The 26725-nt window shown below is 34.6% G+C and carries 38 protein-coding genes and 1 other RNA gene; 34 read left to right on the top strand and 5 right to left on the bottom strand.

Annotated elements, in window-relative coordinates:
• From OCV67_RS11090 to OCV67_RS11070, 5 genes are all read left to right on the top strand, one after another.
• Positions 1 to 297: hypothetical protein (locus tag OCV67_RS11090; protein WP_178085110.1), on the top strand; the 297-nt coding region annotated here is incomplete at its 5' end.
• Positions 298 to 314: 17 nt separating this feature from the next.
• Positions 315 to 1145 (top strand): hypothetical protein, encoded by an 831-nt coding sequence (locus OCV67_RS11085; RefSeq protein WP_147644045.1) that lies wholly within the window; start codon positions 315 to 317, stop codon positions 1143 to 1145.
• Between the two features lie 283 nt (positions 1146 to 1428).
• Positions 1429 to 7764: an RHS repeat-associated core domain-containing protein gene (locus OCV67_RS11080; protein ID WP_147644044.1), complete on the top strand. Its 6336-nt coding sequence runs from the start codon at positions 1429 to 1431 to the stop codon at positions 7762 to 7764.
• Positions 7761 to 8054, top strand: coding sequence for a hypothetical protein (locus OCV67_RS11075; RefSeq protein ID WP_147644043.1), 294 nt, complete (start codon positions 7761 to 7763; stop codon positions 8052 to 8054). Before OCV67_RS11080 ends, OCV67_RS11075 begins: the two co-directional genes overlap by 4 nt.
• Before the next feature lie 19 nt (positions 8055 to 8073).
• Entirely contained in the window at positions 8074 to 8355 is a 282-nt protein-coding gene (locus OCV67_RS11070) for a hypothetical protein (RefSeq protein WP_147644042.1), read from the top strand.
• Positions 8356 to 9507: 1152 nt separating this feature from the next.
• Here the strand turns inward: OCV67_RS11070 and OCV67_RS11065 are convergent.
• Both OCV67_RS11065 and OCV67_RS11060 read right to left on the bottom strand, forming a co-directional pair.
• Positions 9508 to 10062: an ImmA/IrrE family metallo-endopeptidase gene (locus OCV67_RS11065; protein WP_178085109.1), complete on the bottom strand. Its 555-nt coding sequence runs from the start codon at positions 10060 to 10062 to the stop codon at positions 9508 to 9510.
• Positions 10063 to 10111: 49 nt separating this feature from the next.
• On the bottom strand, positions 10112 to 10558 hold the full coding sequence (locus OCV67_RS11060; RefSeq protein ID WP_147644040.1) for a helix-turn-helix domain-containing protein: 447 nt from the start codon (positions 10556 to 10558) through the stop codon (positions 10112 to 10114).
• A 181-nt stretch (positions 10559 to 10739) separates the two neighbouring features.
• On the opposite strand from OCV67_RS11060, the gene OCV67_RS11055 reads away from it, so the two are divergent.
• The 29 genes from OCV67_RS11055 to OCV67_RS10915 all read left to right on the top strand — a co-directional run bounded on the left by OCV67_RS11055 (position 10740) and on the right by OCV67_RS10915 (position 24424).
• Complete coding sequence (locus tag OCV67_RS11055; RefSeq protein ID WP_147644039.1) at positions 10740 to 11447, top strand: BRO-N domain-containing protein; 708 nt, start codon at positions 10740 to 10742, stop codon at positions 11445 to 11447.
• Between the two features lie 9 nt (positions 11448 to 11456).
• Entirely contained in the window at positions 11457 to 11858 is a 402-nt protein-coding gene (locus OCV67_RS11050; protein WP_147644038.1) for a helix-turn-helix domain-containing protein, read from the top strand.
• A gap of 132 nt (positions 11859 to 11990) precedes the next feature.
• Complete coding sequence (locus tag OCV67_RS11045; RefSeq protein WP_178085108.1) at positions 11991 to 12158, top strand: hypothetical protein; 168 nt, start codon at positions 11991 to 11993, stop codon at positions 12156 to 12158.
• Positions 12155 to 12364 (top strand): helix-turn-helix domain-containing protein, encoded by a 210-nt coding sequence (locus OCV67_RS11040; protein ID WP_147644037.1) that lies wholly within the window; start codon positions 12155 to 12157, stop codon positions 12362 to 12364. The genes OCV67_RS11045 and OCV67_RS11040 overlap by 4 nt, the downstream gene beginning before the upstream one ends.
• 1 nt (position 12365) lies before the next feature.
• Positions 12366 to 12581: a hypothetical protein gene (locus tag OCV67_RS11035; protein ID WP_147644036.1), complete on the top strand. Its 216-nt coding sequence runs from the start codon at positions 12366 to 12368 to the stop codon at positions 12579 to 12581.
• Positions 12582 to 12583: 2 nt separating this feature from the next.
• Positions 12584 to 12650: hammerhead ribozyme type II (locus OCV67_RS11030), an RNA gene on the top strand.
• A gap of 12 nt (positions 12651 to 12662) precedes the next feature.
• A complete protein-coding gene (locus OCV67_RS11025) occupies positions 12663 to 12881 on the top strand; it encodes a hypothetical protein (protein ID WP_147644035.1) in 219 nt (72 codons plus the stop codon).
• A 41-nt stretch (positions 12882 to 12922) separates the two neighbouring features.
• On the top strand, positions 12923 to 14905 hold the full coding sequence (locus tag OCV67_RS11020; protein ID WP_147644034.1) for a Mu transposase C-terminal domain-containing protein: 1983 nt from the start codon (positions 12923 to 12925) through the stop codon (positions 14903 to 14905).
• A gap of 1 nt (position 14906) precedes the next feature.
• A complete protein-coding gene (locus OCV67_RS11015; RefSeq protein ID WP_147644033.1) occupies positions 14907 to 15839 on the top strand; it encodes an AAA family ATPase in 933 nt (310 codons plus the stop codon).
• A gap of 10 nt (positions 15840 to 15849) precedes the next feature.
• The gene (locus tag OCV67_RS11010; RefSeq protein WP_262644567.1) at positions 15850 to 16008 is read left to right on the top strand and encodes a DUF6906 family protein; all 159 of its coding nucleotides are present in this window, start codon (positions 15850 to 15852) and stop codon (positions 16006 to 16008) included.
• A 10-nt stretch (positions 16009 to 16018) separates the two neighbouring features.
• A complete protein-coding gene (locus OCV67_RS11005; protein ID WP_147644032.1) occupies positions 16019 to 16360 on the top strand; it encodes a hypothetical protein in 342 nt (113 codons plus the stop codon).
• The gene (locus OCV67_RS11000; protein WP_147644031.1) at positions 16357 to 16644 is read left to right on the top strand and encodes a hypothetical protein; all 288 of its coding nucleotides are present in this window, start codon (positions 16357 to 16359) and stop codon (positions 16642 to 16644) included. The genes OCV67_RS11005 and OCV67_RS11000 overlap by 4 nt, the downstream gene beginning before the upstream one ends.
• Positions 16628 to 16813, top strand: coding sequence for a hypothetical protein (locus OCV67_RS10995; protein WP_147644030.1), 186 nt, complete (start codon positions 16628 to 16630; stop codon positions 16811 to 16813). The genes OCV67_RS11000 and OCV67_RS10995 overlap by 17 nt, the downstream gene beginning before the upstream one ends.
• A 105-nt stretch (positions 16814 to 16918) precedes the next feature.
• Positions 16919 to 17155, top strand: coding sequence for an AbrB/MazE/SpoVT family DNA-binding domain-containing protein (locus OCV67_RS10990; RefSeq protein ID WP_147644029.1), 237 nt, complete (start codon positions 16919 to 16921; stop codon positions 17153 to 17155).
• A gap of 1 nt (position 17156) precedes the next feature.
• Positions 17157 to 17813: a hypothetical protein gene (locus tag OCV67_RS10985; protein WP_147644028.1), complete on the top strand. Its 657-nt coding sequence runs from the start codon at positions 17157 to 17159 to the stop codon at positions 17811 to 17813.
• Positions 17800 to 18687 (top strand): phosphoadenosine phosphosulfate reductase domain-containing protein, encoded by an 888-nt coding sequence (locus OCV67_RS10980; protein ID WP_147644027.1) that lies wholly within the window; start codon positions 17800 to 17802, stop codon positions 18685 to 18687. Before OCV67_RS10985 ends, OCV67_RS10980 begins: the two co-directional genes overlap by 14 nt.
• A 117-nt stretch (positions 18688 to 18804) precedes the next feature.
• Positions 18805 to 19551, top strand: a complete 747-nt coding sequence (locus OCV67_RS10975; protein ID WP_147644026.1) for a hypothetical protein — start codon at positions 18805 to 18807, stop codon at positions 19549 to 19551.
• Positions 19552 to 19649: 98 nt separating this feature from the next.
• Positions 19650 to 19916, top strand: coding sequence for a hypothetical protein (locus OCV67_RS10970; RefSeq protein ID WP_147644025.1), 267 nt, complete (start codon positions 19650 to 19652; stop codon positions 19914 to 19916).
• Positions 19917 to 20028: 112 nt separating this feature from the next.
• Complete coding sequence (locus OCV67_RS10965) at positions 20029 to 20379, top strand: hypothetical protein (RefSeq protein WP_147644024.1); 351 nt, start codon at positions 20029 to 20031, stop codon at positions 20377 to 20379.
• Complete coding sequence (locus OCV67_RS10960; protein ID WP_147644023.1) at positions 20372 to 20656, top strand: hypothetical protein; 285 nt, start codon at positions 20372 to 20374, stop codon at positions 20654 to 20656. Before OCV67_RS10965 ends, OCV67_RS10960 begins: the two co-directional genes overlap by 8 nt.
• 11 nt (positions 20657 to 20667) lie before the next feature.
• On the top strand, positions 20668 to 21069 hold the full coding sequence (locus OCV67_RS10955) for a YopX family protein (RefSeq protein ID WP_147644022.1): 402 nt from the start codon (positions 20668 to 20670) through the stop codon (positions 21067 to 21069).
• A complete protein-coding gene (locus tag OCV67_RS10950; protein WP_147644021.1) occupies positions 21062 to 21313 on the top strand; it encodes a Lar family restriction alleviation protein in 252 nt (83 codons plus the stop codon). The genes OCV67_RS10955 and OCV67_RS10950 overlap by 8 nt, the downstream gene beginning before the upstream one ends.
• Complete coding sequence (locus OCV67_RS10945) at positions 21300 to 21671, top strand: hypothetical protein (protein ID WP_147644020.1); 372 nt, start codon at positions 21300 to 21302, stop codon at positions 21669 to 21671. The genes OCV67_RS10950 and OCV67_RS10945 overlap by 14 nt, the downstream gene beginning before the upstream one ends.
• Positions 21664 to 21945 carry a hypothetical protein gene (locus OCV67_RS10940; protein ID WP_147644019.1) on the top strand — a complete coding sequence of 94 codons (282 nt, stop codon included), beginning with the start codon at positions 21664 to 21666 and terminating at the stop codon, positions 21943 to 21945. The genes OCV67_RS10945 and OCV67_RS10940 overlap by 8 nt, the downstream gene beginning before the upstream one ends.
• Positions 21946 to 21962: 17 nt before the next feature.
• Positions 21963 to 22457: a hypothetical protein gene (locus tag OCV67_RS10935; protein WP_147644018.1), complete on the top strand. Its 495-nt coding sequence runs from the start codon at positions 21963 to 21965 to the stop codon at positions 22455 to 22457.
• Between the two features lie 180 nt (positions 22458 to 22637).
• Positions 22638 to 22922, top strand: a complete 285-nt coding sequence (locus OCV67_RS10930; protein WP_147644016.1) for a hypothetical protein — start codon at positions 22638 to 22640, stop codon at positions 22920 to 22922.
• Positions 22867 to 23640 (top strand): ATP-binding protein, encoded by a 774-nt coding sequence (locus OCV67_RS10925; RefSeq protein WP_178085107.1) that lies wholly within the window; start codon positions 22867 to 22869, stop codon positions 23638 to 23640. The genes OCV67_RS10930 and OCV67_RS10925 overlap by 56 nt, the downstream gene beginning before the upstream one ends.
• A gap of 6 nt (positions 23641 to 23646) precedes the next feature.
• The gene (locus OCV67_RS10920) at positions 23647 to 24126 is read left to right on the top strand and encodes a phage protein GemA/Gp16 family protein (RefSeq protein ID WP_147644014.1); all 480 of its coding nucleotides are present in this window, start codon (positions 23647 to 23649) and stop codon (positions 24124 to 24126) included.
• Entirely contained in the window at positions 24116 to 24424 is a 309-nt protein-coding gene (locus OCV67_RS10915; RefSeq protein ID WP_178085106.1) for a Mor transcription activator family protein, read from the top strand. Before OCV67_RS10920 ends, OCV67_RS10915 begins: the two co-directional genes overlap by 11 nt.
• A gap of 46 nt (positions 24425 to 24470) precedes the next feature.
• Here the strand turns inward: OCV67_RS10915 and OCV67_RS10910 are convergent, their stop codons facing one another.
• The 3 genes from OCV67_RS10910 to OCV67_RS10900 form a co-directional block, all read right to left on the bottom strand.
• Positions 24471 to 25586, bottom strand: coding sequence for a hypothetical protein (locus tag OCV67_RS10910; RefSeq protein ID WP_147644012.1), 1116 nt, complete (start codon positions 25584 to 25586; stop codon positions 24471 to 24473).
• The gene (locus OCV67_RS10905; protein ID WP_178085105.1) at positions 25586 to 25753 is read right to left on the bottom strand and encodes a hypothetical protein; all 168 of its coding nucleotides are present in this window, start codon (positions 25751 to 25753) and stop codon (positions 25586 to 25588) included. The genes OCV67_RS10910 and OCV67_RS10905 overlap by 1 nt, the downstream gene beginning before the upstream one ends.
• A 294-nt stretch (positions 25754 to 26047) precedes the next feature.
• Positions 26048 to 26725: tetratricopeptide repeat protein (locus tag OCV67_RS10900; RefSeq protein WP_178085104.1), on the bottom strand; the 678-nt coding region annotated here is incomplete at its 5' end.

The following is a 26725-nucleotide window of genomic DNA, read 5'->3' as shown; positions in this document are numbered from 1 at the left end:
GCTTTAATAATATTGGGTTGTGAGGCAGGACATTATAAGTACATTTGGGAAAACATAGCGTATGAATTTTCTAAAAAAATTACTGGGCTTGTTGTTGCAAGTGATGGATATGTTACATCTGATCCACCGATAGATGAACCGAATTTTACATCTGTTGATGAAAACAGAGAAATTTTAGGATGGTTAATATATAAAACTGAAAAAGTAAATACAACAATGTATTATACAAATTTAATGTCTATATCAATACCATCAATCTTAGATTATCTTCAAAATACAAGATTAGTAAAGTTTTAATAAAGGAGGGAATGAATATGAAAAAAATAGCGGCAATAACAACAGTATTAGCCTTATCAATAACGATGTTAGGTACAATTCCGGCGTCAGCTAAGAGCGTTAAATTGCCAAAAACCAAAATAACCAAATTGCAATCTACTAAACCAAGTAACCTAAAAATTAAAATTAAGAAAGTAAAAAAAGTTTCAGGGTATAAGGTAAAAGTAGCACAGAATAAGAAATTCAAAAAATCAAAGACTTACAAAATTAAAAAGAATCAAAAAACAATTTCAGGATTAAAACAGGGCGGAAAATATTTTATTAAAGTCAGAGCATATAAGAAGATAAAAGTCAAAGGTAAATCTAAAATTGTTTATGGAAAATGGAGCAAGGTAAAATCAATTAGAATCAAGGTAAGCGAAGAGAGTAATAATGAGGAAAAACCAGTGCAAATTGATGAAAAAACTAAAGAACAAATAGGACAGATAGAAGAATTATCAGGCATAATTCTTTCAAATAGCGTACGGTTTTTGAATTATTCATATGTTGAACGCATATATGAAAATTATGATAATGCTATTGGATATTACATATTTGCTAAGCTGCAAATAAAAGAAACAGAGTTAAATGCTATAGTAAGTAATTACCATAAACGAGATAAAGAATTTATTCCTTATGGATTAGGTCGTATGAATGAGTATTGTGACTGGTGGGATTTGAAAATATCCGATATAAAAGATAGTTATTGTCAACTGTATGTTAAGCGATTATCCGATGATTATATAATAAGATCTGCAAATAGAGAAATTGTAGTAACAAACGAATATGCAGGAAATGGCTATTTAACAGTTTATTTGGTACTTCAATAAATATACTGTTGAATTTTATATCAAACCTAAAATTGAAATAAGTTTTTTGCTTTAGAGAGTACGGAAAAGTTTCTGTACTCTCTTTTTGTGATTAATATGTGAATATATACAAATAAATGCTGATATTTTGTATATTCATATAAAATTATACAAAATATTAACAGATGTATTGATGTACTGTAAATAATATGATAATATACTATTGAACCGTCCAGTATATTACATGATTCGACAGAGTTTGTAAACTAGATTGGTGACATAATATTTGACGGAGGTAAAAGCATTGAAGAAATTAATATCAAAACTGCTGTCAGGGACACTGGCGCTGATGTTTGTAGGTCAGATAATGATTTACGGTGACGGCAGTTCACAAGGTATTGTTCATTCAGAAACAATCAATCAGATCAAGAAAGACATTCAGCTGTCAAAGAATGCAGACGAGCTTGCACAGGAATTTGACTCGGCGATCGAAGGACTTGGAGAAGTAGACTATTTCAGTGTAAATGAAAACAAGTCAAAAGCCGTAAAAAAGGCACAGTCAAAAGCAGCAAGCGGACTGAACATTACAGGATATGTGGGTCAGTACGGTACAAATTCCGACCTTTCAAAAGTAAAGATCCTCATCTTCAATGATTGGAATTTAGCAGCAGAAGCATATGCAAATGCAGACGGTTCATTCAGCGTATCGGCAGGAGGACTCGGAGCGTCAACTAATGTAAAAATAGAATGTGACGGATATCTTCCGAGATTCTATAAGAACATGGGACACGGTTCATATCAGTTCGGTACAGCAGACAATCCGGAAATGCTTTATCCCGGTGACAGTACATACAACGAGAATGATAACGACCAGTGGAGTGATGAGGTTATAAATGCCAATGACGCTTCATATGTTCGTGGATTTATCGGACTTCGCAAGGCAACAGGAGATTATGTTGCCGATTTCGATATGAACGGTGACGGCAGCATTGACGCCGAAGATTTAGATATTATCGACCGTGATCATTATGAGAAAAAAGAGGGCGAGGATGGATATATATCCGAACTTGACATTGACGGCGATGGAATTATCGACGCTGACGATTACAATTATATTCTTGAAAATCACGGCGGTTCTTATGTAGGCGATGATGACTTCAAGGAATACATGGATAAAGACAAGGACGGAGTTATCACAGAAGCAGACTACAATTGGTTTGCAGGATATGCAAGTCAGTTTGACGGTTACACGCCCGGAGCAAATTATATTTACAACATCAAGCTTACAGGCGATTGCTATAACGAAACGGGAATGTGGCTGTACAATACGAATCTGGATTTGAACGGTCATGAATTGGTTATAATCGGAAATATGGCGTTTATGACAAGTAATCTTGACTTGTTAGACGGAGTAACGCTAAACCTTAACGGCGGTCAGCTTGGAATTATAGGAGAATTCAACTTCGGACAGGCTCAGAGCTATGATAAGCTTATCATGACAAACTCTGCCGATGTTTTGATGGTAACGGAAAACTGGTACTATACAACTCTTGCAGACTGCGAGGGGTTATGGACAGACGGATTAATTCTGTTTTACGGACAGCACTGGAATGTAAATGAAGCGGCTGGAGAAAAGGCAATATACTCAAGTGGCAATCATTCTATAGTTTTCTATTATCCATACGGCAAACAGACTATTTTATGGGACAACCCCGAAACATATATAAACAACGAGGACGGAAGTCTGAACACACAAAGAAGATTTAATTTTGACAATCCAAACGGACTGATTTTCCCATACGGATACTCATCGGACAGATACTGGTTCCGCCCATGGTTCAGACCGTATGACGAGCCTGACTATACACTTTACAGAAAAGGTATGGAAATAGGCGACGGTGTTCATATTGCAACAGGTAACTACACAAAATCTTTCACAGATTTAAGCATCGCCTCACCCGGTGTCAAGTCTGATTTCGTAAGGACATATAACTCAATGAACGAAGAAGAAGGAAGTTTCGGTATAGGCTGGGACTTCAATATTGATGTGAGCAAAATTGTAATGCCTGCCGAGGGTTACTATCAGGTAGTATTGCCTGACGGTTCGAATACAACATTCAAAAGCAGCGGAAACGGATTTGAGTGTCTGAACGCTCACAGCAAAATGGAGAAAGACGGAGACGGCTACATTATCACAAATGCCGCACAGTCAAAATATCATTTTACTGCCAAAGGCGAGTTAGATTGGGTAAAGGATGCCGAAGGAAGTATTCTTACAATTTCCGAAATGAGTAACAATCAGAGAATAGTAACAGATTCCACAGGCAGAACCTACAAAATAACATACAACGGCAATAGTGAGCATTCTCGAATTACTAAAATCGAAGATACAACTGCCGGAAGAACAGTAACATACAGGTACAACGGAGATTTTCAGTTAATATCTGCAACAAGCGTATCAGGCGGTACTGAGAAGTACGAATATGACGGCAACGGCAGACTCTGCAAAATAACAAATTGTTATAACGAGGTAACGGATCAGATAAACTATCTGTCACACGGCGAAGTTAATTATCTCATTAATTCCGCAGGACTGAAGCAGGAATATACCTATGACAAGGGACAGAAACAGACAGGTCTAAAGGAATATGACGGAGATAAGCTTGTTAAAACCTTTAAATATGACTATGATGAAAAATATGCTGTAAAGACAAATACAGTTGAAACAGACGGACAGACATATGAAGTCGATAAAATCACTTACAACATGGTTGACGGAAAGAACAAGTATGACGAAATGTCCGAAAGCGTTGACATCATGGGCAATACTACCAAGTATGAGCGTGATGAAAACGGAAATGTGACTAAAACTATTAACCCTGACGGAACATATACTTTAGCCAATTACAACGATAAAAACAGCCTTATTGCTTCCGTTGACGAAATGGGATATGCGACAATCAAGGCATATGACAAAAACGGAACTAGAATATTAAAAGAAGCAACTAGTGTGAATCCGCTTTCACAGGCAGATATAAATACTGTAACTTCAAAGAATTTTAATCCGATAACATATCTTGCAGCTCATGAAAGCAGCTATGCAATAACAAGTCATGAATACTATGCAGACAGCTATGTAAGCGGAGTAGTGGGACTGATCAAAAAGACAACCGATCCTGTCGGTAACATAACGGAGTATGATTATTACAAATCAGGCAACGGCAAGGGACTACCGAAGTCTAAGACAATTAAAGACGGAAACACAGTTGTAAACAGTGTTGAGTATGAGTACAATTCACAGCTTCAGGTGTCTAAAGAAAAGACAAGCGTTGATATTTCTAAAGGCGTTTACGCTGTAAAAGAGTATGAGTACGATAAGTTCAACAATGTGACCAAGGTAAAGGATTTTGGTACAGGTTCAACTGCTGCTGTTACAATTTCAGAATATGACAAACTCAGCAGAAAAACAGCAGAATATAGTCCGAATTATTCAGCAGACAAAAGTCATGGAACACTGACAGAATATTATCCAAGCGGTTCGGTTAAAAAGCAGACTGACGCACTCAGAAATGTGACTTCATTTAAGTACGACGCATACGGAAATGTTACAGAGAAAACCAATCCTGATAAAACAATAAACATAACCGAATATGACGGATTACAGCGTGAAAAATCAACATATTTCAAGTGGAAGGCAGAAGCTGAAAAGCAGATTCTTACGTCTACGGAATATGAGTTTGTAAAACACGGATTTAATGTATATACAGCTCTTGACAGTTGTACTTCCAAGTCATGCAGCGGACTTAAAACAATCAAGACCAACTATATCACTGCTGAAAAACAGGTTTTGACGGAAACACTTGCCGATTTCAGAGGAAATGCTGTTACTGAAAAGACAAACGGCGAGACCAAGAGAACAAGTGCATATTACTCAAACGGACAGCTTGCAAGACAGACCGACGCATTAAGAAATACCACAAAATATGAGTACGGTTATTTAAATAAGTTGACCACAACATATACTCCTTTCAGCGGTAAGGAAAAGTATTCGATTACAGAAAATAAGTATGACAATAACGGTAATATAGTTCTGACAAGACAGACTGTTCAGAAGCAGGATTCAAGCGATAAAAAATACAGTATTACTCAAAATAAGTACAACGCAATGGGACTGTTGGAACAGGTAACACTCAGCGGAACAGATTCAAAGGATAAAAATATTTCAAAGTATTTCTACAACAACGCCGGAGTTCAGATAAAGATGTACACAGGTATGTCCTTTGATAATGACAGCACATATCTGACAACAAATTATGAGTATGATAACTGGCTGAGGGCAGTTAGAACCACCGACAGTACAGGCTACAACTCAGGCACAATAACATATGACCTGAACGGAAATGTATTGACGAATACAGATGCAAACGGCAATATTACGACCAATACTTATGACGCACTAAACCGTGTACTTACTTCAAAGACTGTAAACTCTAAAGATTCCAAAAAGAATGTCAGCAAGTCGTATGAATATGACAATATGGGCAGGATTTTAAGAGCCGTAACTAATGATTTGACTACATACTATGCTTATGATGATTTAGGCAGAAAAACAGAAGAAGTCGAAGGTAAAGACGGATATTCAACCTTCAAGGGATTTTTCTATGAGGGCGTTTCGCAGTATACAAGACAGCAGATAGTCGGAATAAATAATCTTTTGATGTATTCATATACAAGCTATGAATATGACGGTGAAATGAGGCTTACCAAGGTAAAGGAAACAGGGGAAGAAACAGTTTCATATACCTATGACAGAAACGGAAACAAGAAATCGGAAACCCTTGCAAACGGAGTAGTATCCACCTATGATTACAACAATGCGAATAGGATAGTAAAACTAGTTAACAAAAAGGGCAATAGTACCATATCAAGCTACGAATATTCATATTATTTAGATGGTTCTGACGCTTGCAAAAAGACTACAGAAAATGGTATAATAGAAACTACGGAATATGAGTATGACGGACTGAAAAGGTTGACAGAGGAATCTGTTGAGAAAGGAAACAACACTGATACCTATTCATACGAGTATGACGATTATGGAAACCGTTCTAAGATGACGGCAACAGGTTCTGAAAGCTATGAAACTGTTTACGATTATTCAGTAAACGGCAAGTACACTGCGCTTCTGCAAAAGGAAGTAAAGACTGTTGAAAAAGAATCAAATTCGCTTGATTTGAACAGTAATGTTAAGCAGACAGTTTATACTTATGATGCTAACGGCAATCAAATCAAAAAGACTGCTGAGGGTAAAACCGAAACAAACACATACAATGGTTTGAATCAGCTTATCGGTTTTACTGACGGTGAAACGACTGCAAGCTACAAGTACAATGCAAGCGGTCTGAGATATGAAAAGACTGTTGACGGTCAAACAATAAATCATGTTTGGGACGGAAATAAGCAGATAGTAGCAGATGTAATTGATAACCAGTTCTACGAGGCTGACTGCTATATCAGAGGAACAAATCTTGTTGCGAAGTATAACTATTGGAATGGTGATAAGTCCGAGTATACTTACTATACGCAGAACGCTCATGGCGATGTAGTAAATCTTACTGATAAAGACGGTAAAGTAACTAAGAGTTATAGATATGACGCATTTGGTGTTGAAAAGAATATTGACAACAGTGACACAAATGCATTCCGTTATTGCGGTGAGTATTACGACAAGGAAACAGCTACTGTTTACCTTAGGGCGAGATATTACAATCCAAGTACAGGTAGATTCATTAGCCGTGACGCATTCGCCGGAAGAAGATCTGATCCGCTTAGTTTAAATCTTTATACTTACTGTAGGAATAATCCGATTAGGTATGTTGATCCGAGTGGGCATAGTTATGCTACATTGCCAGATGGCAGAAGAATGTCAATGAATAGTGCGGCAGATGTTAAGAGATTTAATGAATTGAAATCTGGTAAGTCACAATCATCTCAGGTTAAAACTACTACTGCTCCACCATCTGAAAGAACACCAATTACAGGTGGTCTTTCAACACAAACTACAACTACTACTGTTTCTACTACAGTGTTAACTCCAGAAATGCGTGAAGCTTTGCAAAAAAAGGATACAAATATCTTTACGAAAATTAGTAACGGACTTAATTGGTTCGATAATCATGTTACTATGCCTGTTAATGGTGCTGCAAAAATTGGTAAAGCATTTTATCACTCTACTAGTTTTGAATTTGGAGCTGGTTGTGGATTTGGTGCAGAAGTAAATTCAGGATTCGTAAGTGGATCTTTATTAGTTGTACCTGCACGTGAAGAATATGTTATTGCATCCGATTGTAAACAAAATGTTACAGGAAATTATTCAATAGGTTTAACATTTTTTGATAGTTTAGGATTAGGTGCGGAAGCTAAAAGAACAGCGTATAATAATTTTACGGACAAAAATCCATATACTGCACCTGGTGGACACTGGGAAAATGATATTAGTATAATATCATCTAATTCATCATTATCTAGTGAAAATGATTTTAATATTGAAATAGGAGGAGCACTTTATTTTTTTGTTGGAGCAGATTTTACTCTGTCTTTTAGTATAAGTGATTTTGCAAAGGAATTAGGAATAATATGAAGATAAAGAAAACAGGATATTTAATATCGATTTTAATTTATATTGCAAATATAATTATATCAAATATATGTAAATTAGAAACAAGGGATACATGGTGGGCACTATTAGGCGTGTTCATTATTATTACTCCTTCTTTTATTCAAACAATTTATAATATCAAATATAATAGAAATGTTAATGGAGTTGTAATCTTATATATTGTTTTAGGATTGTTGGGATTACTATTTATTACAGGCATTTTAATTTTATTCCTTTTACTATTTGGAATTGTTGAAATTTCATTATATTGATATATTTGAATAATTGGCGGTGAAATTTAGTGATACAACAATTACATTTAATCCGGATTTTACACCAGAAATGTATGTTCAAATTCCTAGAACCAATTATTGGTTAAAAAGATATAACGATAAAGAAGGCAGAACGCAGTTTGATCGCTCTTTAAGAAGTTTACAAAGTGAGTGGGTTGAACATACTATTTTATATTATGTTTTGTATTGGAATGATTATTATCGAGAATGTGCAAGAAGTGCTGATTTAGATGAAAATCGTAATGGTGCATACCATTGTATATTTTATGATTTCTATTAATGAAAGGAAAAACAACAATGTTCATAACATTATTGATTTGGATATTCTGCTTTTATTCTTGGGCATCAATGGTTGTTATTTCCGTATCATCTACTTTTCATGAAAAATATCTCACTTGCATTTATATTGTAATTCTATGTATTTTAATACTGCTAAGATTTTCCTTGTGCAAAGTAAGAAAAAAGAATATAAAAAAATGCATATTAGATTCGGCAATACCCGTCCTACATTTATTATTTTTTATTTGTCATAGTAATATTATGTATGGCTATGGTAATACAATGGGGATTATAGGACGTAGTGAGGTAATAGGATTATTTAGTATAATTAATGTGTCTTATAATATGGCTTTTATACTGATGGGAGTTATCTATGTAGTACTTTGGCTTGTAATGATATTAAAGTATAATATGAGCGAAAAGCCTAATAAGAGAATAACATTTATTGCAATAATTTTAGGAATAGCTGTGGAGGTAATGGGAATTTGCAAATTTATATTTACCAGTGAATTAAGTTTGATTTACTTGTTTTCAATAGCTGTTTTTTGGATGTTTAATTTAATTAATTATATAGCTTTAAAAGTGAAAAGTCTTAACGATTAAAAGAATATTATTAAACGGAGCAAACAAGTTCTATAGCTTGTTTGCTCTATTATGTTGTTAATTGACGTGTAAAATGTAAATATTGAAAAAGGCGTGAAAAATATAAAACTTGCGGAACAAACGCCCCAAATTGGCGTAAATACGTAGGTTAATTGGTGTAAAGAATTAAAAAAGCATTAAATTAAATATGTTTACATGTCAAAAAATATTGCTCGAAATCGGTGTTTGTAACTTCGATTCGGGCAATTTAAATTTTACAAGAAAATCTCTTTAAAAGCTTTTTAGAATCTTTAAAAATCCTCTTGAATAACGCAAATACGTTAATTCAGATTAAAAAGTTTTAAAATTTTCTTTTCAACATGTGGTTAAATGTTGACTATAAGGGGGGTAGCAACCTAGCAACTAAATTAAAATAGGGTAGCAACTAGTTGCTACCCTAAGCCTTTTTGGGTTAGAAATAACGTAAATACGTTTTTGAACTGCATAAAATAAAAAAATAATAGTTTTTAAATTTTTTATGAGTTTTATTTAGGGTAGCAACTAAACCAATTCAATAATTTTTATATTCATCAATAAACGGTTTAAATTGTTCATACACTTTTCTTTCTAATGGAGACTGGAGAAAACAGGAATGTCCTCGTGTTCCTAAGAATTCCTGCTCTCTTTTGTATAACAGTTCCATTCTTTCTGATCTAATATGTGCTGAAGTAATTGAAATATTACACAGTTTCGCAATATCTTCTGGTTCATGCATATCCAACGCCCATAAAACACACGCAGGAGCAAGAACATCAATTGCAAATCGTTCGGCTTCATATTCATACCGTTCCTCATCTTGAATATGTGACATTACAATATGTCCGATTTCATGCATAACAGTGTATCTTTTTTGAGGAACAGGGCAGTCTGGAACTACTATTTGATATCCATCGTCAGTAAAGACGGAATATCCTCTTTCATTGGGCAGAATATTAAAATCTTTTCTTAATATTATATTCATAGATTTTAGAATAGAAATAATATTCACTGGCAATAAAGAAATTGAATTGTTAATTAAAAAGTGCCAGCTCGCATCACGAGCATTTGTATAGGATTTATAATTCAAAATAAACACCTCCATGTATATTGTACACGCATGGAGGTGTTTTATATAGTTATATGTCGTTATCTTCCGGTAAATTATTAATTCTTTCTAATTCTTCTTTTGAAATTTCAGTTCTTCTAAATTTTCTATCAGGAGAACGAGAAACTTTAAGAGCCGCAGGCTGTTGACTTTCCTTTATTTGTTTTTGTCTATATAATTCTTCAAGTTTGCCTATAAGCTTTATTTGCTCTCTGTCATTAAATTTTGAGAATACATCAAGCATTTCCTGCTCATTTTCGGATAACTGCTCCATTGGGGCAGTTATTTCTTTGCCAGTGACTAAATAATCTATTGATACATTAAAATGCATCGATAGTTTTTGTAATATATCTGAATTTACTGATGCACCCTTTTGCCAGTTTTTTAAGTTTCCAGCGCTAAGCCCTAATTGTCTTAATAAAGGCGTTGGCTTTATATTGTTTTCTTCACATAATTGGATAAATCGCTCATAAAACATGAATAATACCCTCCATAAATTGTGCAATAAGTGAAATATGCATTAAAATGAACAAATTCTATTGACAAATGCATTTTAATGAACTATAATATTAATATACCGATACGAAAGTGTAAAAAATCCCTCATGATAATTGTATCATAAGGAAAAGAAAATTTCAACAGAAAGGAAATAAAATAATATGAACGAATTAAAAGTATTTCAAAATAGTGAATTTGGAGAACTTGGAGTTCTCATCATTGACGGTAAGGAATTCTTTCCGGCTTCACAGTGTGCCAAAATTTTAGGATACACAAATCCTCGTGATGCTATAAAACGTCATTGTAAATCAGAGGGGGTCGTAAAACACGACGGGGTCTCCTATACAACAAATCAGTATGGAGTTACCTCGCAGCAAATAATAGAAATTAAGTACATAAGCGAGGGTAATCTTTACAGACTGATTATCCGATCCAAGCTACCGTCAGCAGAAAAATTTGAACGATGGGTATTTGACGAGGTCCTTCCAGAGCTTAGAAAGAATGGTTCATACGGAAACAATTTTAATCTGGAAGAGGTTATTGCAAAAACTGCAACGGCGGTTGTTTCAGAAGTTTTGAAACAGCTCATACCCACAGCAGATAATCCAACAGAACAATCACAAAATGTACCTAAGCGAAAAGCCAAGAAATATAAACATACACAGCCCAGTAAAATTGAAACATTGAAGCCGGAGCTTAAAACTAAAGTTGATGATATGATTGCATCAGGAGAATTTTCATGTCAACAAATAGCAAATTTTATTATGAATAATTGTGATATGTATATATCTCAGATGTCCGTTAACAGGTATAAGCGTATGCACTTTATTGTTGATGATAATTTTGATTCACAGCTTACCATGTTTTAGGAGGTTAACGTGAAGATTAAGGTTAAAAAAGTTAATAGGAAAGCATTGGAGTGCCAAGTTATATGTGTTGAATCTGAAAAGGCTGTAAAACATTTAGGGGAACTGAAAAAGGCAATAGAGAATGCAAAGTTAGAAACTGCTCCTTATTTAGAAACCCCCGTCACAGTTATTACAAGGCAAGATAAAGAAACTACCCTCGGAGAACGTTTGAAATGTATCCGAAAAGCTAATAAATTAACTCAAATACAGTTTGCTCAAATGGTAGGAATAAGCCAGGCACATGTAAGTGGACTTGAAAAAAATATTGATCATCCATCTGAAACTTTGCTAATACTAATTTCAATTTTATTTGGAGTTAGAATTACATGGATTAAAGAAGGAACAGGCCAACCAAAAGCATTTAATATATAACCTAAAAAATAGTTTAGTGTAAAATTAATCTGTAGGCTTTTAAGAGCCGGCGGCTGAAATAATTACTCCTTATTCAGCAAAAACCTCTCTCTAAGCCGGTTCTTATAAGCCCGCAGATAGGAGGATAAAAAAATGAAAAGAATCTGTAATAATTGTAAGGCACTTGACAGTCACAAAGAATGTAAGCTTGGTTTTAGAACTCAAAATTGCGTTCCCTGTGAGGAATGCCCAAAGCCTAATTCATGGAAACAGTTTGATCGTATCAAAGAAGAAAGAGAAAGGAGAAATTGGCATATATGACATTAGGAGAAAAAATAAAATTCAGACGTCATGTTCTTGGATTAAGCCAGAAAGAACTGGCTAAAAAATCCGGAGTAGGACAATCATATATTTCTGAATTGGAAAACGGAAAGTTTAATCCGACATCAAAGATACTTGCCGCATTGGCAGGTCCGCTGAAATGCACAACAGATTACCTTATTTTTGACGGAAAGAAAGCAGGATAAAATGATGACGTGTATAGTTTTGGGTTTTAGTACGCTGATTTGCGTATTCGGAATATTTTATGCTGTAAAGAAACATTCGGACGATAACAAGAATATAAATGATAGTTTAAAAAGAAGAGATTTTACTTCGTTTGAAACTGCATTAATATTAGTAAGCGGATTCATAGGATTTATTTCATTTATATGCTTTGTGGTTTCAGCAATGGAAATGAATTAATAAGCCGAAACAGCGGTATAACCGCTGTCTGCCGGAGATGGTCTACCGGCACTGAAGAGGCAGACTGGAAGGGGTAAAATTATGAATATTAAAAAATTTAAACGCAAAGCAAAACCGCTGGTACTTAAAATGGCAAAGCTTATGACGGAAACTGCAGCTGATGAAAGTATAAAAAAAGAGCCGCAAATTCAACACAAAATTGTTTCTACAGCACTAGCACTGCTGACAGAAGCAGAAACTCTTGAAAAAGAGTTGGATGAAATGTCGAATTTAGGCTCTGATAATAGTATATCAGAATAAAACGGATTCGTCAAGTTTTTTCTGAAGGAGGTGTTGATTTTTTGGACTATTTAACTGTAAAAGAATATGCGGAACTGAAATGCTGTAAACCTCAATATGTAAGAAAACTTATTCTTGATGGTAAATTAGAAGCAGAACAATGTACTCATTCGCAGAATAAACAAATGTGCTATATGATTCCTGTATCAACGCTTTCAGAGGAACTTCAGGCAAAATATTATAACAAGCTGAAATCTGATCTAAAGATTCCGGAATTTAAAGATGATAAAGAGTCTTTAAAAAAGTCAAAAAGGACCGTTTCAAAAACATTTGAAGAAATGTCCGAAACTGAACGCCGTGAAGCGAATATGTGGTCTGAGATATTGGAAGAATGGCTGAGTATAAGAAGTCAATATACCAACAAAGCTAAAGCTGATTCTATGTATGTAGGCAAATGTCAGCTCGAACATCCGGATTTACATATAAGCAGAGGTACGTTATACCGCAAGCTCAGAGCGTGGGAAGAAAACGATATTTACGGTCTGGTGGATAAGCGAGGCGGATGGAATAAAAAATCAAGTTCTATTCCTCCGATGGTTTGGGAAGCTTTTCTGTGGTATTGGTTGGATGAAAACAGACCGACTGTGAGCCTTTGCTATAGAAAAACTGTCAATTGGACTGAACAATTTTATCCTGAGTTTGTTGATTTGATACCGACTGAAAGAAGCTTCCGCCGTCATATTGAAAATGATGTAAAATATGCAGTAAAAGTACTGATGAGAGACGGTGAAAAAGCTTTTAATGACCGCTGTCTTCCATACATGATGCGAATGTATGATAAGCTTGAAGCTAACGAATGCTGGATTGCCGATAATCATACCTTTGATATTCAATCCTATGATGATGAAGGAAATATACACAGACTGTATCTTACAGCTTTTCTTGACGCAAAGACAGGAGTGCTTACAGGCTGGAATATAACAGACAGTCCGAATTCGCAGTCTACAATATTAGCTTTGCGGCATGGAATCATGAGATTCGGAGCACCTAAAAGTATTTATGTAGATAACGGACGTGAGTTTCTTACTGCGGATCTAGGCGGAAACGGTCATCGAACTCAAAAAGGTTCTGAGGAGATTCCGTCAACCATTTTAAAGCGTTTGGGTATTGAAATGCACAACGCTATTGTCTGCAATGCAAGAGCAAAGCCTATTGAAAGAACATTTTATACGGTAAAAAATCAATTTTCCAAGTTATTTAACAGTTATTGCGGAGGAACTATTATAGAACGTCCGGAAGGTCTTAAAAGACGTATAAAAAACGGCGAACTTCCAAGAGATTACGAAATAAGAGACTTTCTTGAAACATGGATTGACGGAGACTATAATCTTCAGCCATACGGCGGTGCTGAAACCTGTTACAAGGGAATGTCAAGACTGGACGTTTGGAATAAGACCCGTACATCGGTAAGAATGCCTAAGCCGGAAGAACTGAATTTGATGATGATGCGCAGTATGCGCTGTCAGAAAATAAAGCGTAACGGAGTGTACGTTGAAATATTCGGCGAAAAGCTGTGGTATATGGATCTGCAGCAAACAGTTGATAATTTACAGAAGAAAGTTTATGTCAGATATGATCCGGCTGATTTGAGAAGTGTAAGGCTTTATGATGAAGATGACAGATATTTATTTACATGGCAGTCTGCCGACGCTCTTCTTGTGGATTATATTACCGGAATAAAAGAAGAAATTGCAGATGGTGAAAAAATCATCGGAACGGTCAGAAAGTTTGTTAAGGAACAGGCTAAAGGAATATCTGCAAACCTTACTAATGACCAGAGAATCACTATGCTTGATATGACTATCAGGAAAGCGAAACAAAATAAGTCAGAAAAATTCAAGATTGAAATGCCGTCAAATATAATACCGATCAGAGCTAATGAAACGCAATCGGAAGAGCTTAAACAAGCTGTAGGTGCAGAAAAAACGGTAATTGTAGATTTGGATAGAATGGCTAGGAACGGAATGAAGAGAAAGGGAGATTGATATGGAATATAAATACAGTGATCATGAACTTGAACTGCTTGCAAAAGTTGACGAACTTCAGAAAGAAAAAAAGTGGTCACAAAAAAAGACCGCCGAGACCATAGGAATTACAGACGGTACTTTATCACAGCTCCGCAATGGAAAATATAATGCTAATCCGCAGAAAATATTCGATATTATAGAAAGCTACTTTGGAGTAAAGGAAGCGGCTAAGCTTACATATTCCGAAGTCGGATACGCTCAGACAAGTATATCGTCAGAAATATATAATATAATCCGTGTCTGCCAAGTCAAGGGAGGACTTGCGATAGCCTGCGGTGCTGCAGGAATAGGAAAAACTAAAGCGGCTCAGCAGTTTGTAAAGGAGCATAAAACCAACAGCGTCCTCATAACAGTCAATCCATGTATTTCCTCTATAAAAAGTCTGCTTAAGGTTGTAGCTGTAAAAGTAGGAGCGACTATCAAAAAAACAAGAGACGAGCTGTGGCTTTCGATTATAGAATCTCTTTCAGACGGAATGGTTTTGATTTTTGATGAAGCTCAGCATCTGCCGCCTACAACAATAGAGGTTCTCAGAAGTTTTTCGGATTATTTTGCAGATAATGGACAAACCCTTGGGATATGTTTTGTGGGAAATCCTGAAACGGTTGACAGATACAGCAGTAAAAGGGCTGAATTTGCACAGATTGCCAACCGTACCAAGCAGAAAAAGATTTATACACAGGAAGAAATTAAACGAGACGATATTGTGAAGCTTTTTCCTATATTGGAGGCGGAACAGAAAGAAAAGGAAATTGAACTTCTATGGCGTGTTGCCCAAACGCCGCAGGCTCTCAGAGGAGCTATCAACCTGTTTTCCAATGCCTATGACAATGAAGATTACAGCTATGAGGGACTTATAGCAATGATGAAATTTATGGAAATGCAGATATAGGAGGATTTTTATGAGACAAGGAAAACGTCCGACCAGACAGCAAAAAGTATTTATATCCGGATTACGTTTGTCTCCGTATAATTGGCTAGTAATAAGCGATACAAAAGAATCAATAACAATTATGCACAGGCATACGGACACGATAAGGACGATTAAAAAGATTTTATAAGGAGTAAAAAATGACATATGAAGAAAGGATAGCACAGACAGCAAAGCGAAAGTGCGATAAGCTATACATATCGGAACTTATTGCGGCAGCGTTTGCATTGACAGCTTTTTTGCCTTATCTGATTTTTAAAAATATAAGTTTTCTGGTTTTTTCGGCAATTTGTTTTTCCTATTGTTCATTCGCAGAAACGGCAATATTATTTATAGAGAAAAAAGCAAGAAAGCATATTAACAGACGTTTGAAAATACTGAATAAATCGTTGGAAAGAACGGTCAGAAGATTTCCGCAGGACGAATTATTTTTAGAAAAAAGAAAATTTGAAAGAGAATATAAGTTTTTGGAGAAAAAATGAAAAATTATTATTTTACATTCGGAAAATTAAAAACGCATCCGTTTTACGGCGGCTGGATCATAGTAAAGGCACGAAATCTTCGAAGCGCCATAGAAATATTTAAGATGTATTTTCCGAACAGAGAGAATCCTATGCTTTGCAATTGTTCAATTGTGTATACAGAAAAGGATTTTAAAGATACTCAGATGTACATATCCGGTAATTTCGGAAAAAGATGTCATGGAATCATAGGATTTAAAGCATTAAAAAATAAGGACAGTGATAAAAATGAAGAACATACCTAATCCATGCGGCAGTTGTACTGAACGGCACACGGCATGTCAGGACGGATGCAGAAAACATAAAGCTTATGTCAAAATAAAAAGTGAAGTTGAAAGAAGAATACGTGCAAATATACGGTCATGCAGACATTATACATACAAACCTGTAGTACATCAGATGTTCCATAAGTAAATGAGGGATCTATTCCCTCACCTTAATGCAGCTCCGAAAGGAACGGTGACAAGCCCGTATTAATGCAGAGTCAAGGAATTGAACGTAAAGAACGGAGGTAATTATATGATTTCAAAGAAACTTACAAGCAAAGCGGGAATCACTATTCCCAAAGCACTCAGAGCAGATCTAGGCTGGCAGCCGAGTATGGCGGTTGATTTAGCTCCGCAGGAGGACGGCAGTCTGATCATCAGACCGCATATTGACCTGTGCAGATTCTGCGGCACTCATGAAAATGTACATAAATACAAAGATGTATGCGTTTGCTCGGAATGCTCGGAAAAAATGAAGGAGGTCATCTGATATGGAAATAAAACAAATTGTTGACAGAATGGTGGAAATTAAACAGGAGTCTAACGCTCTTCAGGATGAATATCTTGACCTTCAGTCTAAGCTTCAGGTTGAAGGAGAATCAGCATTGGAAAATACAAAGTACAAGTCAGTGTCGTATTCGGGAACGTCAGGAAAAGCAACAGTTACTCTTGCCGACAAGGTTTCAGGAGTTATGCCGTCTTTGTTTTTAGACATATTCGGAAAGGCATTTCCTGATCTTGTAAACCAAAAAAGTATATTAGAACTTAATGCTGAAGGTAAACGTATTGCGGCAGCAGTATGGAATAAGGAATACTGCCAAGGCAGCGTTGAGGAAATTGTAAATAGTCTGAGTTGTGATGAAAAAGCAAAAAAATCTCTTCTGAAAAAACTTAATGGGAAGAATTTTGAAACAGATAAGAAAAATCTTATAAAAATCGGAGGTTTGGATGAAGACAGTGCCCAAGATTATGCATATTTAATTGCAGAAATTATTGTATGGAATAAAATAAAAGCTATTATTAAAATCAATAACAACGGTGTTTTCTCGCAGGAGGCATTTGAACAGTTCGCTTTGAATATTAATGCAGCGGTTTGCGTAGAACAAAGCACTAAAATTACAATTGAGGAAATCAATGTCTCTGGGTAAAAAAGTTGATATCGCCATAGCCCAGTTAAAAATGTACGAACCTGAAACAGAACCATATTATTTATGTTATTCGGGTGGTAAAGACAGTGATTGTATAAGGATTTTAGCAGCGTTGGCAGGCGTTAAGCATGATATTGTACATAATTTGACTACAGTAGATGCACCGGAAACAATGCAATATATAAAATCAATACCTAATGTGATAATAGATAAGGCAAGATATCCTGACGGTACACATAAGACAATGTGGAATCTGATTGTAAAAAAACACATGCCGCCTAAACGAGATGTGCGATACTGCTGCTCAGAACTCAAAGAACAGGGCGGTAAATACAGGATTAAATTGACGGGTGTCCGCAGGGCTGAAAGCGTTAATAGAAATAAAAACGGCGGATTTATAAAAATAATAGGCAAACCCAAAACAACGCAAAAATACGCCGCAGAGGTTGGTGCAGAATATGAGGTGGCCAAACAGGGTGGATTAGTTATGAATTGCGATAATGACGAATCACGCAGAGTGGTTGAGCATTGCTACAGAACGACATCGACAATGATAAATCCGATTATTGACTGGACTGATTCAGACGTATGGGAATTTTTACGGTATTACGGTTGTCAGGGAAATCCGTTATATCAATGCGGAATGAAACGCATAGGCTGCATAGGGTGTCCGATGCAGGGGTATAACGGTATGAAATCTGAATTTGAAAAATATCCCATATACCGTAATAATTATATACGGGCGTATAATAGAATGTTGGCAAATATGCCGAATAAATCTAATGTTACATGGCGAACAGGATTAGATGTATATAAATGGTGGGTCGGCGATGATCCTGAGCAATTATCACTGTTTGGTGAAGATTATTTATAACATTGATTAAAATAAAAAACGTCCCATTTCTTGACAAAAGAAATGGGAAAAATGAAAAATGTTTATTGTTACTTAATTATTATAGCATAATAATGATAAAAATACAAGGAGGAAATAATGAGTATTGATATAAATAAAATAGCACAGGAAAAAATTACAGAAATGGAGGAAAACGGAGAAATTAAAAAGTATCTTGAAGAAAAGCTTCAGAAGTTAATACTTGATTCGGTATCTTCAGCTCTAAGCGGATATGCTGTACAGAAAAAAATCAAAGAAAAAATAGAAAGTCAAATAGCACCTTGTCTTGACGCTTTGGATTTTACGGCATATAATTCGTTCATCTGCGAGAAAGTCAAGCAAATTACGGAGGAATATCTAAAAGAAGATATTGCAAAGAAGATTTCAAATACGTTTGAAAAGATTTTTATGATGAAGCGTGAAAGCATAAAGCTTTCCGAGATCTTTGAAGCATACCGTCAATGGCTTATTGACGATTTAGAAGAAAGTGAGCGGTACGAGCTTAACAATAAGTTTTACGCAAGTGTAGAAAATGATGAGGGTTATTGGCTTGAATGCAGTATATCTAAAGAAAAACCGACTAATAGTTCAACTTATTTCAGTGTTGGAAAGGATATTTATACCTGTGATTTTGGTTTTAGAGTACATAAAAAATATAATCAAAATGGAGTGGGATATATAGGTTCGGTTTATTTTGAGGGTTCAAGTGTAAAGGATGTTTTGAAAATTACTTCATATAACAAATTCCAGTCATTGCTGCTTAATTTGTATTATAACAAAACGTCGGTTATCTTTGATGTTGAGGATGAAAGCGATATTGATACCAGTCTGGGATTGGATATTTAAATGAAAATATACAATCGGTTGTTTAGAGGTAAAATAGGCAGTATATGGATGCGGTTATGAACGTGAATCCCTTAAATATATAACACTGGAGGAATAAAATGATTAGAGAAAAAATTGATAAAATAGTAAACAAATATTACAATGAAACCGATGAATGTTATAACAGTTTTCGTTATGATGATAAAGAAAATGAATTTTATATGGAAGAAGAAATCAAAAAATATTTAACGGTTGAAAAGGTTAATTTTAAAATTGAAAATGTAAGCGGATATAGTAACTGCGGATATGACAGCAATTTTCTTGCGGTCACATGGATCGAAAACAATGAACTAAATTTATTTACGTTGTTGCTGGAAGAATATTAACATTGGTGAATAAAAATGATTAAAAAAATAATTAGATATATTTTAAATTTATTCAATCCATATGAAGACGATAAACACAAAGATTATGTACGTAACTATAGGGAGAAATGGTATGGAAAGAATGACAGAACGTTATGAACATGGTGATTTATACGTTAAAGAACATGATTATATTTCTGATAGTAAGAAACTAGCAGAATATGAAGACACAGGATTGACACCGGAACAAATAGTAAAATTACAAAAACAAAATGCTATTTTAAAAGAATTGCTCAGATTGACCGCAAAAGATGCCAAGGGACTATTTAATGCATGCGATTCAGAATATTATAAGCATGATGACATTAGCGAACCTGAAGTTTGCAAATTTTGTAATAGTTATTCAGACGGCGAATGTAAAATGAATCATGAATGTAAATGGCGGTATGCCAATAAAATTGAGGAGGTTTTAAAAGATGGATGACTATAACAAATATCAAGATGTTACATATAATCAGATTGACATGATGAAACATGCAATTGGGTTTGACGACCGAAAAGTAAAAGGTACAAAACATCGCAAGTATGAGCCATACCGCAATTATTATAATGCTGGAGAAAGAGACAAATCAGAGCTTGATAAACTGGTTGAAATTGGTTTTATGAAAAAAAGCAGTGAAGATTATTATCATGTTACCGATGACGGAAAGACATTTATTTATTATGTTACTGGTGTTCAAATTTTACCGGATATGAAATGAGGTATTGAAAGATGAATAGAGAAATATTGTTCAGGGGTAAGCGTGTTGATAGTAGTGAATGGTTTGAAGGATCATATTGGCTTTCACGTTCGGCGGTCAGAGAAACAACTTACATAACGGATGGCTATGGAAATTTATTTTGTGTTATCCCCGAAACAGTAGGACAATTTACTGGATTAACAGACAAGAACGGCGTTAAGATTTTTGAGGGGGATATTGTTACAGTTGAAAATCCTAACATATCAGATGATGAATATGGAATTGTAAAATTTGATAATGATGGCGCAATGTTTATTGTAGAATTTGATACATTTACAGTTGATTTTGGAAATAACATTGATGGTAATCAATGCGAAATAATAGGTAATATTTTTGACAATCCCGAATTACTGAAAGGAGAAGAAAATGAATGAAAAATTAAAACCGTGTCCGTTTTGTGGGGGTAAGGCGAAGTTCAGAACCATATTAAACTATTCTTCGCATTCAAATGTTGGATTTGATTTTGTAATCGAATGCGTAAAATGCAAAACATCATCTCCGAAAACATATACAATTCGATTTGAATTAGGCAACAACGGAGAAATCAAACCGATTCTTGACGGCAGAGAAATTGCACTGCAAGGTTGGAACAGGAGGGCTGAAAATGCCAAAGTGTAAGAATTGTTATCATTGCGAAATATGCAAAAAATATGCAATAAAATCAGGTGTGCCGGAAACCGTGTTAGATAAAGCGCTTGGTGAAGAATTTGAACATCTGGAAGGGTATGACTGTTATAAAGATAAATCCCTGATTGTTGAGTTGCCTTGTAAAATTGGAGATACAGTATATATTCATTATGTATTGCAAAACGAAATAAAACAAATGAAAATTGACGGAATTAAGATTCACAAAGAATTTATACAGGTTATTTTCTCGGATAACACTACTTTTACAGTATGGAATAATGATTGGAGTGATTATGAAAATACTGTATTTTGTACCCGTGAAAACGCAGAGAAAGTAAATAATGACTAAAGTTAATGGAATCCCTGTAGATCCGCTGATCAATGTGGAAGTTCATATGTATTTCGAAGTTCACAATTCGGATTTATGGGGTGGTAAAGGATCAGTCGGATATATGGAAATAGGTTATTGTGAGTGCAAAAACATTATTATAAATGAATTAAATAGTGACTTTATAGAACGTCAAATTGAATTTGCAGCTAATTCTGCCTGCGTAGATAAAAAGTATGTTCGACCCATCACCAAGCAGGAATATGATGAGAAATCAAATGATAAAAACGATTAAAGGAGAGAATCGGTACTATGGAACAGTATTTTGAAATTACAAAACAAAGCAGTCGTTATAAAGAATATTTTGACTATCTTGAAGCTGATGAAGCTTGCAGAAAAGTGGTCAAGGAATTTATTGAGGAAAATAATATACATACTGAACATTATGCTGTTTTCGGAGGAGCATTATGGATTGACAATAATCAGGAAAATAGGGAAAAGTATGGCAATCAACTGAAGAAGGACGGTGATGACGGACTTGCAGCGTTTAAGAAAACAAGTAAAATAGGCAGAGCATTGACTGGATTGGGAATAAAGGAAGTGCATAAGCCGCATGTTTCATTTTTCTTTGTTGATCCATCATATTCATCGAGAACCAGATTGTTTCATGTAGGAGAAAAGTTATATTGCAGTATAGACTGCATGAACCGAAGTACTAAGGTCAAAACCCCACAAGGATTTATTGAGATGAAAGCCAGCGAGTTTTTTAAAATCATTGAGGATGTGGAAAATGATGACGAGGATTGATAAATATGAATAATATAACTGAAAATTGCAGTAACTGCTTGCATTCATGCGGAACAGATAACCTTTACTGCAGCAAGCATAATAAACAAGTTTCTGACAGTGAAATATGCTTTGAATACTCGCATGAAAAACAGTGCAGTGAAGTTACGGAAATACTTCATAAACAAGGTAGGTCAGTATATGGACATTGATGAAATGTTTGATGCTTTTTGGAAAGCATATCCCAGAAAGTTAGATAAAATTAAGGCTAGAAAAGCTTTTAAGAAACTTAATCCAAGCGAGAAGCTCTTTAATACCATTTTAAGTACTCTTGAAAAGCAAAAAAATAATTATAATTGGAAAAAAGAAAATAGACAATATATGCCGTATCCAGCAACATATTTAAATAACCGAAGATGGGAAGATGAGGATGGAACAGATAACGAAAGTAATACCTCAAATCAAGCGTTCGGTACTTACTTATGATGAATATCTAAAACAAAAGGTTGATTCTTACAATAGTCTTTCCGGTAATCTTACCGGATATGACTGTAAGAAATGCTTGAATCGTGGATATTTTATGAAAATTATAAATGGTGATGAATCAATGGTCGCTTGCGACTGCATGAAAAAGCGTGAAGCACTGGTACGTCTTAAGAATTCCGGTCTAGCAGGAAGCATCAAAGAAAAGACATTTTCTTCTTTTGAAGCAAATCAAAGTTTTCAGCAGCATATAAAATCGGAAGCGGTCAAATTCGTAAAGTCATATAAAGGCAAGTGGTTTTTCATTGGAGGTCAGAATGGCTGCGGAAAAACTCATATATGTACTGCGATTGCAGGGCAATTACTAAAATTCGGAGAATCCGTGAGGTATCTTTTGTGGGAAGATGACTCCCCTGTTCTTAAAGCAAAGGTTAACGATCCGGAATATAAGACATTGATTTCAGCATATCAGACTGTTGATGTTCTTTACATTGATGATTTGTTTAAAACAAACGCAACTGAAGCTGACATACGTTTAGCTTTTCAAATACTGGATTATCGTGATCGCAATTCATTATGCACTATTATTTCATCTGAACGTATGATTGATGAGATATATAAAATAAATCCGGCAATAGGCGGTCGGATCACTGAAATGGCAATGAAGATCAATATTCCTAAAGATATAAATAAGGATTATCGTTTAAAAAGGAAGGAGTAATATTTTATGGCAACTGCACCTCAGATACGTGCTATATATGCACTGGGTTCAAAACTCGGTATAAATCAGAATAATCGTGAAGATAATCTTCATCAGCTGGTTTACAGTATAACAGGAAAAGAATCTATTAAAGGACTTACAAACTATGAAGCTGCAAGAGTTCAGTCAGAGCTTAGTCGTATGGAAGGTACGGGTAAAAAGCAAAATAAAAAACCCATTGATGTACCGCCGGGTAAAATGTCTGAAGCACAGCAGAAAAAAGCGTGGTCGCTTATATACAAACTGCAAGAAATAGCTCCGTCTTCTGCTTCTCCTGCGGAACGCATGAGAGGTGCAGTAAAGAAAATTATAGATATGGATATCAATCCATATTGTGATAATCCTTTTAGAATGGTTACGGTTAAGCAAGGCATTAAGTTAATTGATACCTTGAAAAAGTATGTTGCTTCTGCCGAAAAGAAAGCCGGTATTAATAATGAGCATTGACAGAATTGCTTTAGAGCAGCTTGACGGAGAACAGCGTGAGATTGCAGAACTGATAGGAATTGAATCGTATAAAAAGCTTGTAAGATATTTTGGCGGAGGACAGATTTACGTCTGCAAAGCGGATACGCTTATGAAAATCAGCAGAAATGCCGAAATCTGCGGTAGATTTAATGGATATAACTATAGAGAGCTTGCTCTTGAATATAACCTATCTACGAAAACAATAAGGGAGATAACATCTGAAAAGCTTAAAATAATCAAAAATATGCCTCTTGAGGGTCAGTTGGAATTGGAATAAGGAAAAGTCCGAACATACAAAATAATTGTGTGTTCGGACTTTTGAGTTAATTTACAATTTTGCAACGATCAAGTTGAAGATATTCTCCGTCATTAACCGTAACATAAGCATTACCCTCTTCAAATTCATCATTTATAGTAATTTGCATTGAAGTTGCAATATCATCTGAATAAACTTTAAAGAAAGCCTTATTATTAAAATATTCACTATCATTTATTTTTTCAAGTTTATATTCGCCTGCTGGTATGTCAATTCCTACACGTAACATTCCCTGACCAGTTATATCAATTTTTGCATTTTCAGCCGGAATTGCAGTCACATTTTCTATAGTTATATATTGACCATCTTCAATCGTAATAAATGAATTACCAAAGAAAGCTGCATGATAAATAACATTATCGCCATTACTGTCAGAATTTACAGAAAATTGTCCAACATGATTATGATTGCACATTAAAGCATATTCTCCAGCTGGAATATCTTCCCCCACTAAATATGTACCTGATTCAAAAGATATGTCATTATTTGTTAAATAACTAAAAGTGACTGCTCCGTCCTTTACCACTAATAGATTCATATCTTTGTTTTTTCCGTCTAATATTTTTAATTTTATTGATGCTGAATCGTTATAGTATTCAATTAATTTTAACAATTTAGATGATAATTTTTTTGTAGAGTCAGAAACATTTTCCATCATTAAAACATCAATCGTTTGTTCATTAAAATCATTTTCCCATAATGAAATTGTATATGTATTTGTATCAAAATCGAATTCGATTTCAGTGTTTTTCATATTGTCTATAGGTTTTTGCCAAAAATAATTTTTTAACATAAATAAGCATTTTTGCTCTGATGTACTTGCATAATAATCATATACTAAATTATCAGAATTGAACACAAGAGACGGTATACTCATTTCATTGTTACCAATTGCAAAAGATATTATGTAATTTGATTTAAGCTGAGTTTTTTCAGATACAGAAATAGAAGTTAGAATCATTTTTTTGTATTTATCTATCGTTTCATTCCAATTTCCGGCTTTATAGTCTATATCAAAAGAGTTGGCATTTGAAAAAATTGCTATAATCGCAAAAGTGTTAGTATCTTCGAAGTAGTTAACTATTACATCATCAAAATAACCCAAACTTTTAAAATTCTGCATTAAATTGATTTGCTTGAAATTTCATTATCACCGTTTATTATTGATTCTTCTTGCATCGTACCTTCGGTTTCAAAAACATAGTTTGTAGCGGTACTTTTAGAACTACCGCATCCTAATAATGTAATTAAATAGGTAAATAATACAAATAAAAATATTATTTTTTTCATATTAAACTCCTCTTTATTTAAACTAATATGTATATTATAAAATAAAAGTATAAATATGTCAATTCTTAGGATAAGTTGTAACAAAATATTAATATTATTTTATTTATATTACAAACAAAGAATCACACTTTTATATAAATTCACAAAATATAATATAAAAAGTAAAAGCACTCAATCTTCTTAATAAGAAGACAAGAGTGCTTTACTTATTCTATCCTAATCGGTATAACATAAATGCTAATTAATGTCAATAACAAAAACAGAGATTTTTATCCTCTGCTTTTGTTGTTTGTCTTATACATATTGAATATCTTTATTTTTTTGAGTGTCGCAGATTTCTTTTATTTTGTCATAGTTTTTGCGACATATTTTATTATCCGGTTCTAATGCAATAGCTTTTTGAAATTCAATAAGAGCTTCATCATAATATTTCATGTAACTCAATATTATACCAAGTGAATCATGATATTTTGCATTGTCAGGCTCTAATTCAATAGCTTTGTGGTATTCGTCAAGAGCTTCATCATAACGTTCTATGCAACCCAATGTTACACCAAGGGAATTATGATATTCTGCATTGTCAGGCTCTAATTCAACAGCTTTTTGAAATTCAATAAGAGCTTCATCATAACGTTTCATGTTATGCAATGTTACACCAAGTGAATTGCGGTATTCTGGATTGTCAGGTTCTAATTCAACAGCTTTTTGCATTTCAATAAGAACTTCATCATAACGTTTCAGTGCATGCAATGTTATACCAAGGGAATTGTGATATTCTGCATTGTTAGGTTCTAATTCAACAGCTTTTTGCGTTTCAGTAAGAGCATCATCATAACGTTTCATTTCATGCAATGTTACACCAAGTGAATTGCGGTATTCTGGATTGTCAGGTTCTAATTCAACAGCTTTTTGAAATTCAATAAGAGCATCATCATAACGTTTCATGTTATGCAATGTTACACCAAGTGAATT

Source organism: Porcipelethomonas ammoniilytica (assembly GCF_025567485.1).
In the GTDB taxonomy this organism is placed as follows: domain Bacteria; phylum Bacillota; class Clostridia; order Oscillospirales; family Ruminococcaceae; genus Porcipelethomonas; species Porcipelethomonas ammoniilytica.
Note: the sequence above shows the minus strand (reverse complement) of the source record. Positions and strands in the feature narration are given on the sequence as shown.

Excerpts from the sequence above, each read along its gene's own strand:
- OCV67_RS10985 (WP_147644028.1), top strand. The coding sequence starts at position 17,157 with ATGGAAATAAAACAAATTGTTGACAGAATGGTGGAAATTAAACAGGAG.
- OCV67_RS11060 (WP_147644040.1), bottom strand. The coding sequence starts at position 10,558 with ATGTTTTATGAGCGATTTATCCAATTATGTGAAGAAAACAATATAAAG.
- OCV67_RS10935 (WP_147644018.1), top strand. The coding sequence starts at position 21,963 with ATGGAACAGTATTTTGAAATTACAAAACAAAGCAGTCGTTATAAAGAA.
- OCV67_RS11035 (WP_147644036.1), top strand. The coding sequence starts at position 12,366 with ATGATGACGTGTATAGTTTTGGGTTTTAGTACGCTGATTTGCGTATTC.
- OCV67_RS10940 (WP_147644019.1), top strand. The coding sequence starts at position 21,664 with ATGACTAAAGTTAATGGAATCCCTGTAGATCCGCTGATCAATGTGGAA.
- OCV67_RS10920 (WP_147644014.1), top strand. The coding sequence starts at position 23,647 with ATGGCAACTGCACCTCAGATACGTGCTATATATGCACTGGGTTCAAAA.
- OCV67_RS10965 (WP_147644024.1), top strand. The coding sequence starts at position 20,029 with ATGGAAAGAATGACAGAACGTTATGAACATGGTGATTTATACGTTAAA.
- OCV67_RS11015 (WP_147644033.1), top strand. The coding sequence starts at position 14,907 with ATGGAATATAAATACAGTGATCATGAACTTGAACTGCTTGCAAAAGTT.
- OCV67_RS11010 (WP_262644567.1), top strand. The coding sequence starts at position 15,850 with ATGAGACAAGGAAAACGTCCGACCAGACAGCAAAAAGTATTTATATCC.
- OCV67_RS11085 (WP_147644045.1), top strand. The coding sequence starts at position 315 with ATGAAAAAAATAGCGGCAATAACAACAGTATTAGCCTTATCAATAACG.
- OCV67_RS10995 (WP_147644030.1), top strand. The coding sequence starts at position 16,628 with ATGAAGAACATACCTAATCCATGCGGCAGTTGTACTGAACGGCACACG.
- OCV67_RS10925 (WP_178085107.1), top strand. The coding sequence starts at position 22,867 with ATGGAACAGATAACGAAAGTAATACCTCAAATCAAGCGTTCGGTACTT.
- OCV67_RS11025 (WP_147644035.1), top strand. The coding sequence starts at position 12,663 with ATGAATATTAAAAAATTTAAACGCAAAGCAAAACCGCTGGTACTTAAA.
- OCV67_RS10990 (WP_147644029.1), top strand. The coding sequence starts at position 16,919 with ATGATTTCAAAGAAACTTACAAGCAAAGCGGGAATCACTATTCCCAAA.
- OCV67_RS10975 (WP_147644026.1), top strand. The coding sequence starts at position 18,805 with ATGAGTATTGATATAAATAAAATAGCACAGGAAAAAATTACAGAAATG.
- OCV67_RS10945 (WP_147644020.1), top strand. The coding sequence starts at position 21,300 with ATGCCAAAGTGTAAGAATTGTTATCATTGCGAAATATGCAAAAAATAT.
- OCV67_RS11055 (WP_147644039.1), top strand. The coding sequence starts at position 10,740 with ATGAACGAATTAAAAGTATTTCAAAATAGTGAATTTGGAGAACTTGGA.
- OCV67_RS10960 (WP_147644023.1), top strand. The coding sequence starts at position 20,372 with ATGGATGACTATAACAAATATCAAGATGTTACATATAATCAGATTGAC.
- OCV67_RS10980 (WP_147644027.1), top strand. The coding sequence starts at position 17,800 with ATGTCTCTGGGTAAAAAAGTTGATATCGCCATAGCCCAGTTAAAAATG.
- OCV67_RS10910 (WP_147644012.1), bottom strand. The coding sequence starts at position 25,586 with ATGCAGAATTTTAAAAGTTTGGGTTATTTTGATGATGTAATAGTTAAC.
- OCV67_RS10970 (WP_147644025.1), top strand. The coding sequence starts at position 19,650 with ATGATTAGAGAAAAAATTGATAAAATAGTAAACAAATATTACAATGAA.
- OCV67_RS11040 (WP_147644037.1), top strand. The coding sequence starts at position 12,155 with ATGACATTAGGAGAAAAAATAAAATTCAGACGTCATGTTCTTGGATTA.
- OCV67_RS10905 (WP_178085105.1), bottom strand. The coding sequence starts at position 25,753 with ATGAAAAAAATAATATTTTTATTTGTATTATTTACCTATTTAATTACA.
- OCV67_RS10930 (WP_147644016.1), top strand. The coding sequence starts at position 22,638 with ATGGACATTGATGAAATGTTTGATGCTTTTTGGAAAGCATATCCCAGA.
- OCV67_RS10950 (WP_147644021.1), top strand. The coding sequence starts at position 21,062 with ATGAATGAAAAATTAAAACCGTGTCCGTTTTGTGGGGGTAAGGCGAAG.
- OCV67_RS11000 (WP_147644031.1), top strand. The coding sequence starts at position 16,357 with ATGAAAAATTATTATTTTACATTCGGAAAATTAAAAACGCATCCGTTT.
- OCV67_RS10955 (WP_147644022.1), top strand. The coding sequence starts at position 20,668 with ATGAATAGAGAAATATTGTTCAGGGGTAAGCGTGTTGATAGTAGTGAA.
- OCV67_RS11075 (WP_147644043.1), top strand. The coding sequence starts at position 7,761 with ATGAAGATAAAGAAAACAGGATATTTAATATCGATTTTAATTTATATT.
- OCV67_RS10915 (WP_178085106.1), top strand. The coding sequence starts at position 24,116 with ATGAGCATTGACAGAATTGCTTTAGAGCAGCTTGACGGAGAACAGCGT.
- OCV67_RS11045 (WP_178085108.1), top strand. The coding sequence starts at position 11,991 with ATGAAAAGAATCTGTAATAATTGTAAGGCACTTGACAGTCACAAAGAA.
- OCV67_RS11005 (WP_147644032.1), top strand. The coding sequence starts at position 16,019 with ATGACATATGAAGAAAGGATAGCACAGACAGCAAAGCGAAAGTGCGAT.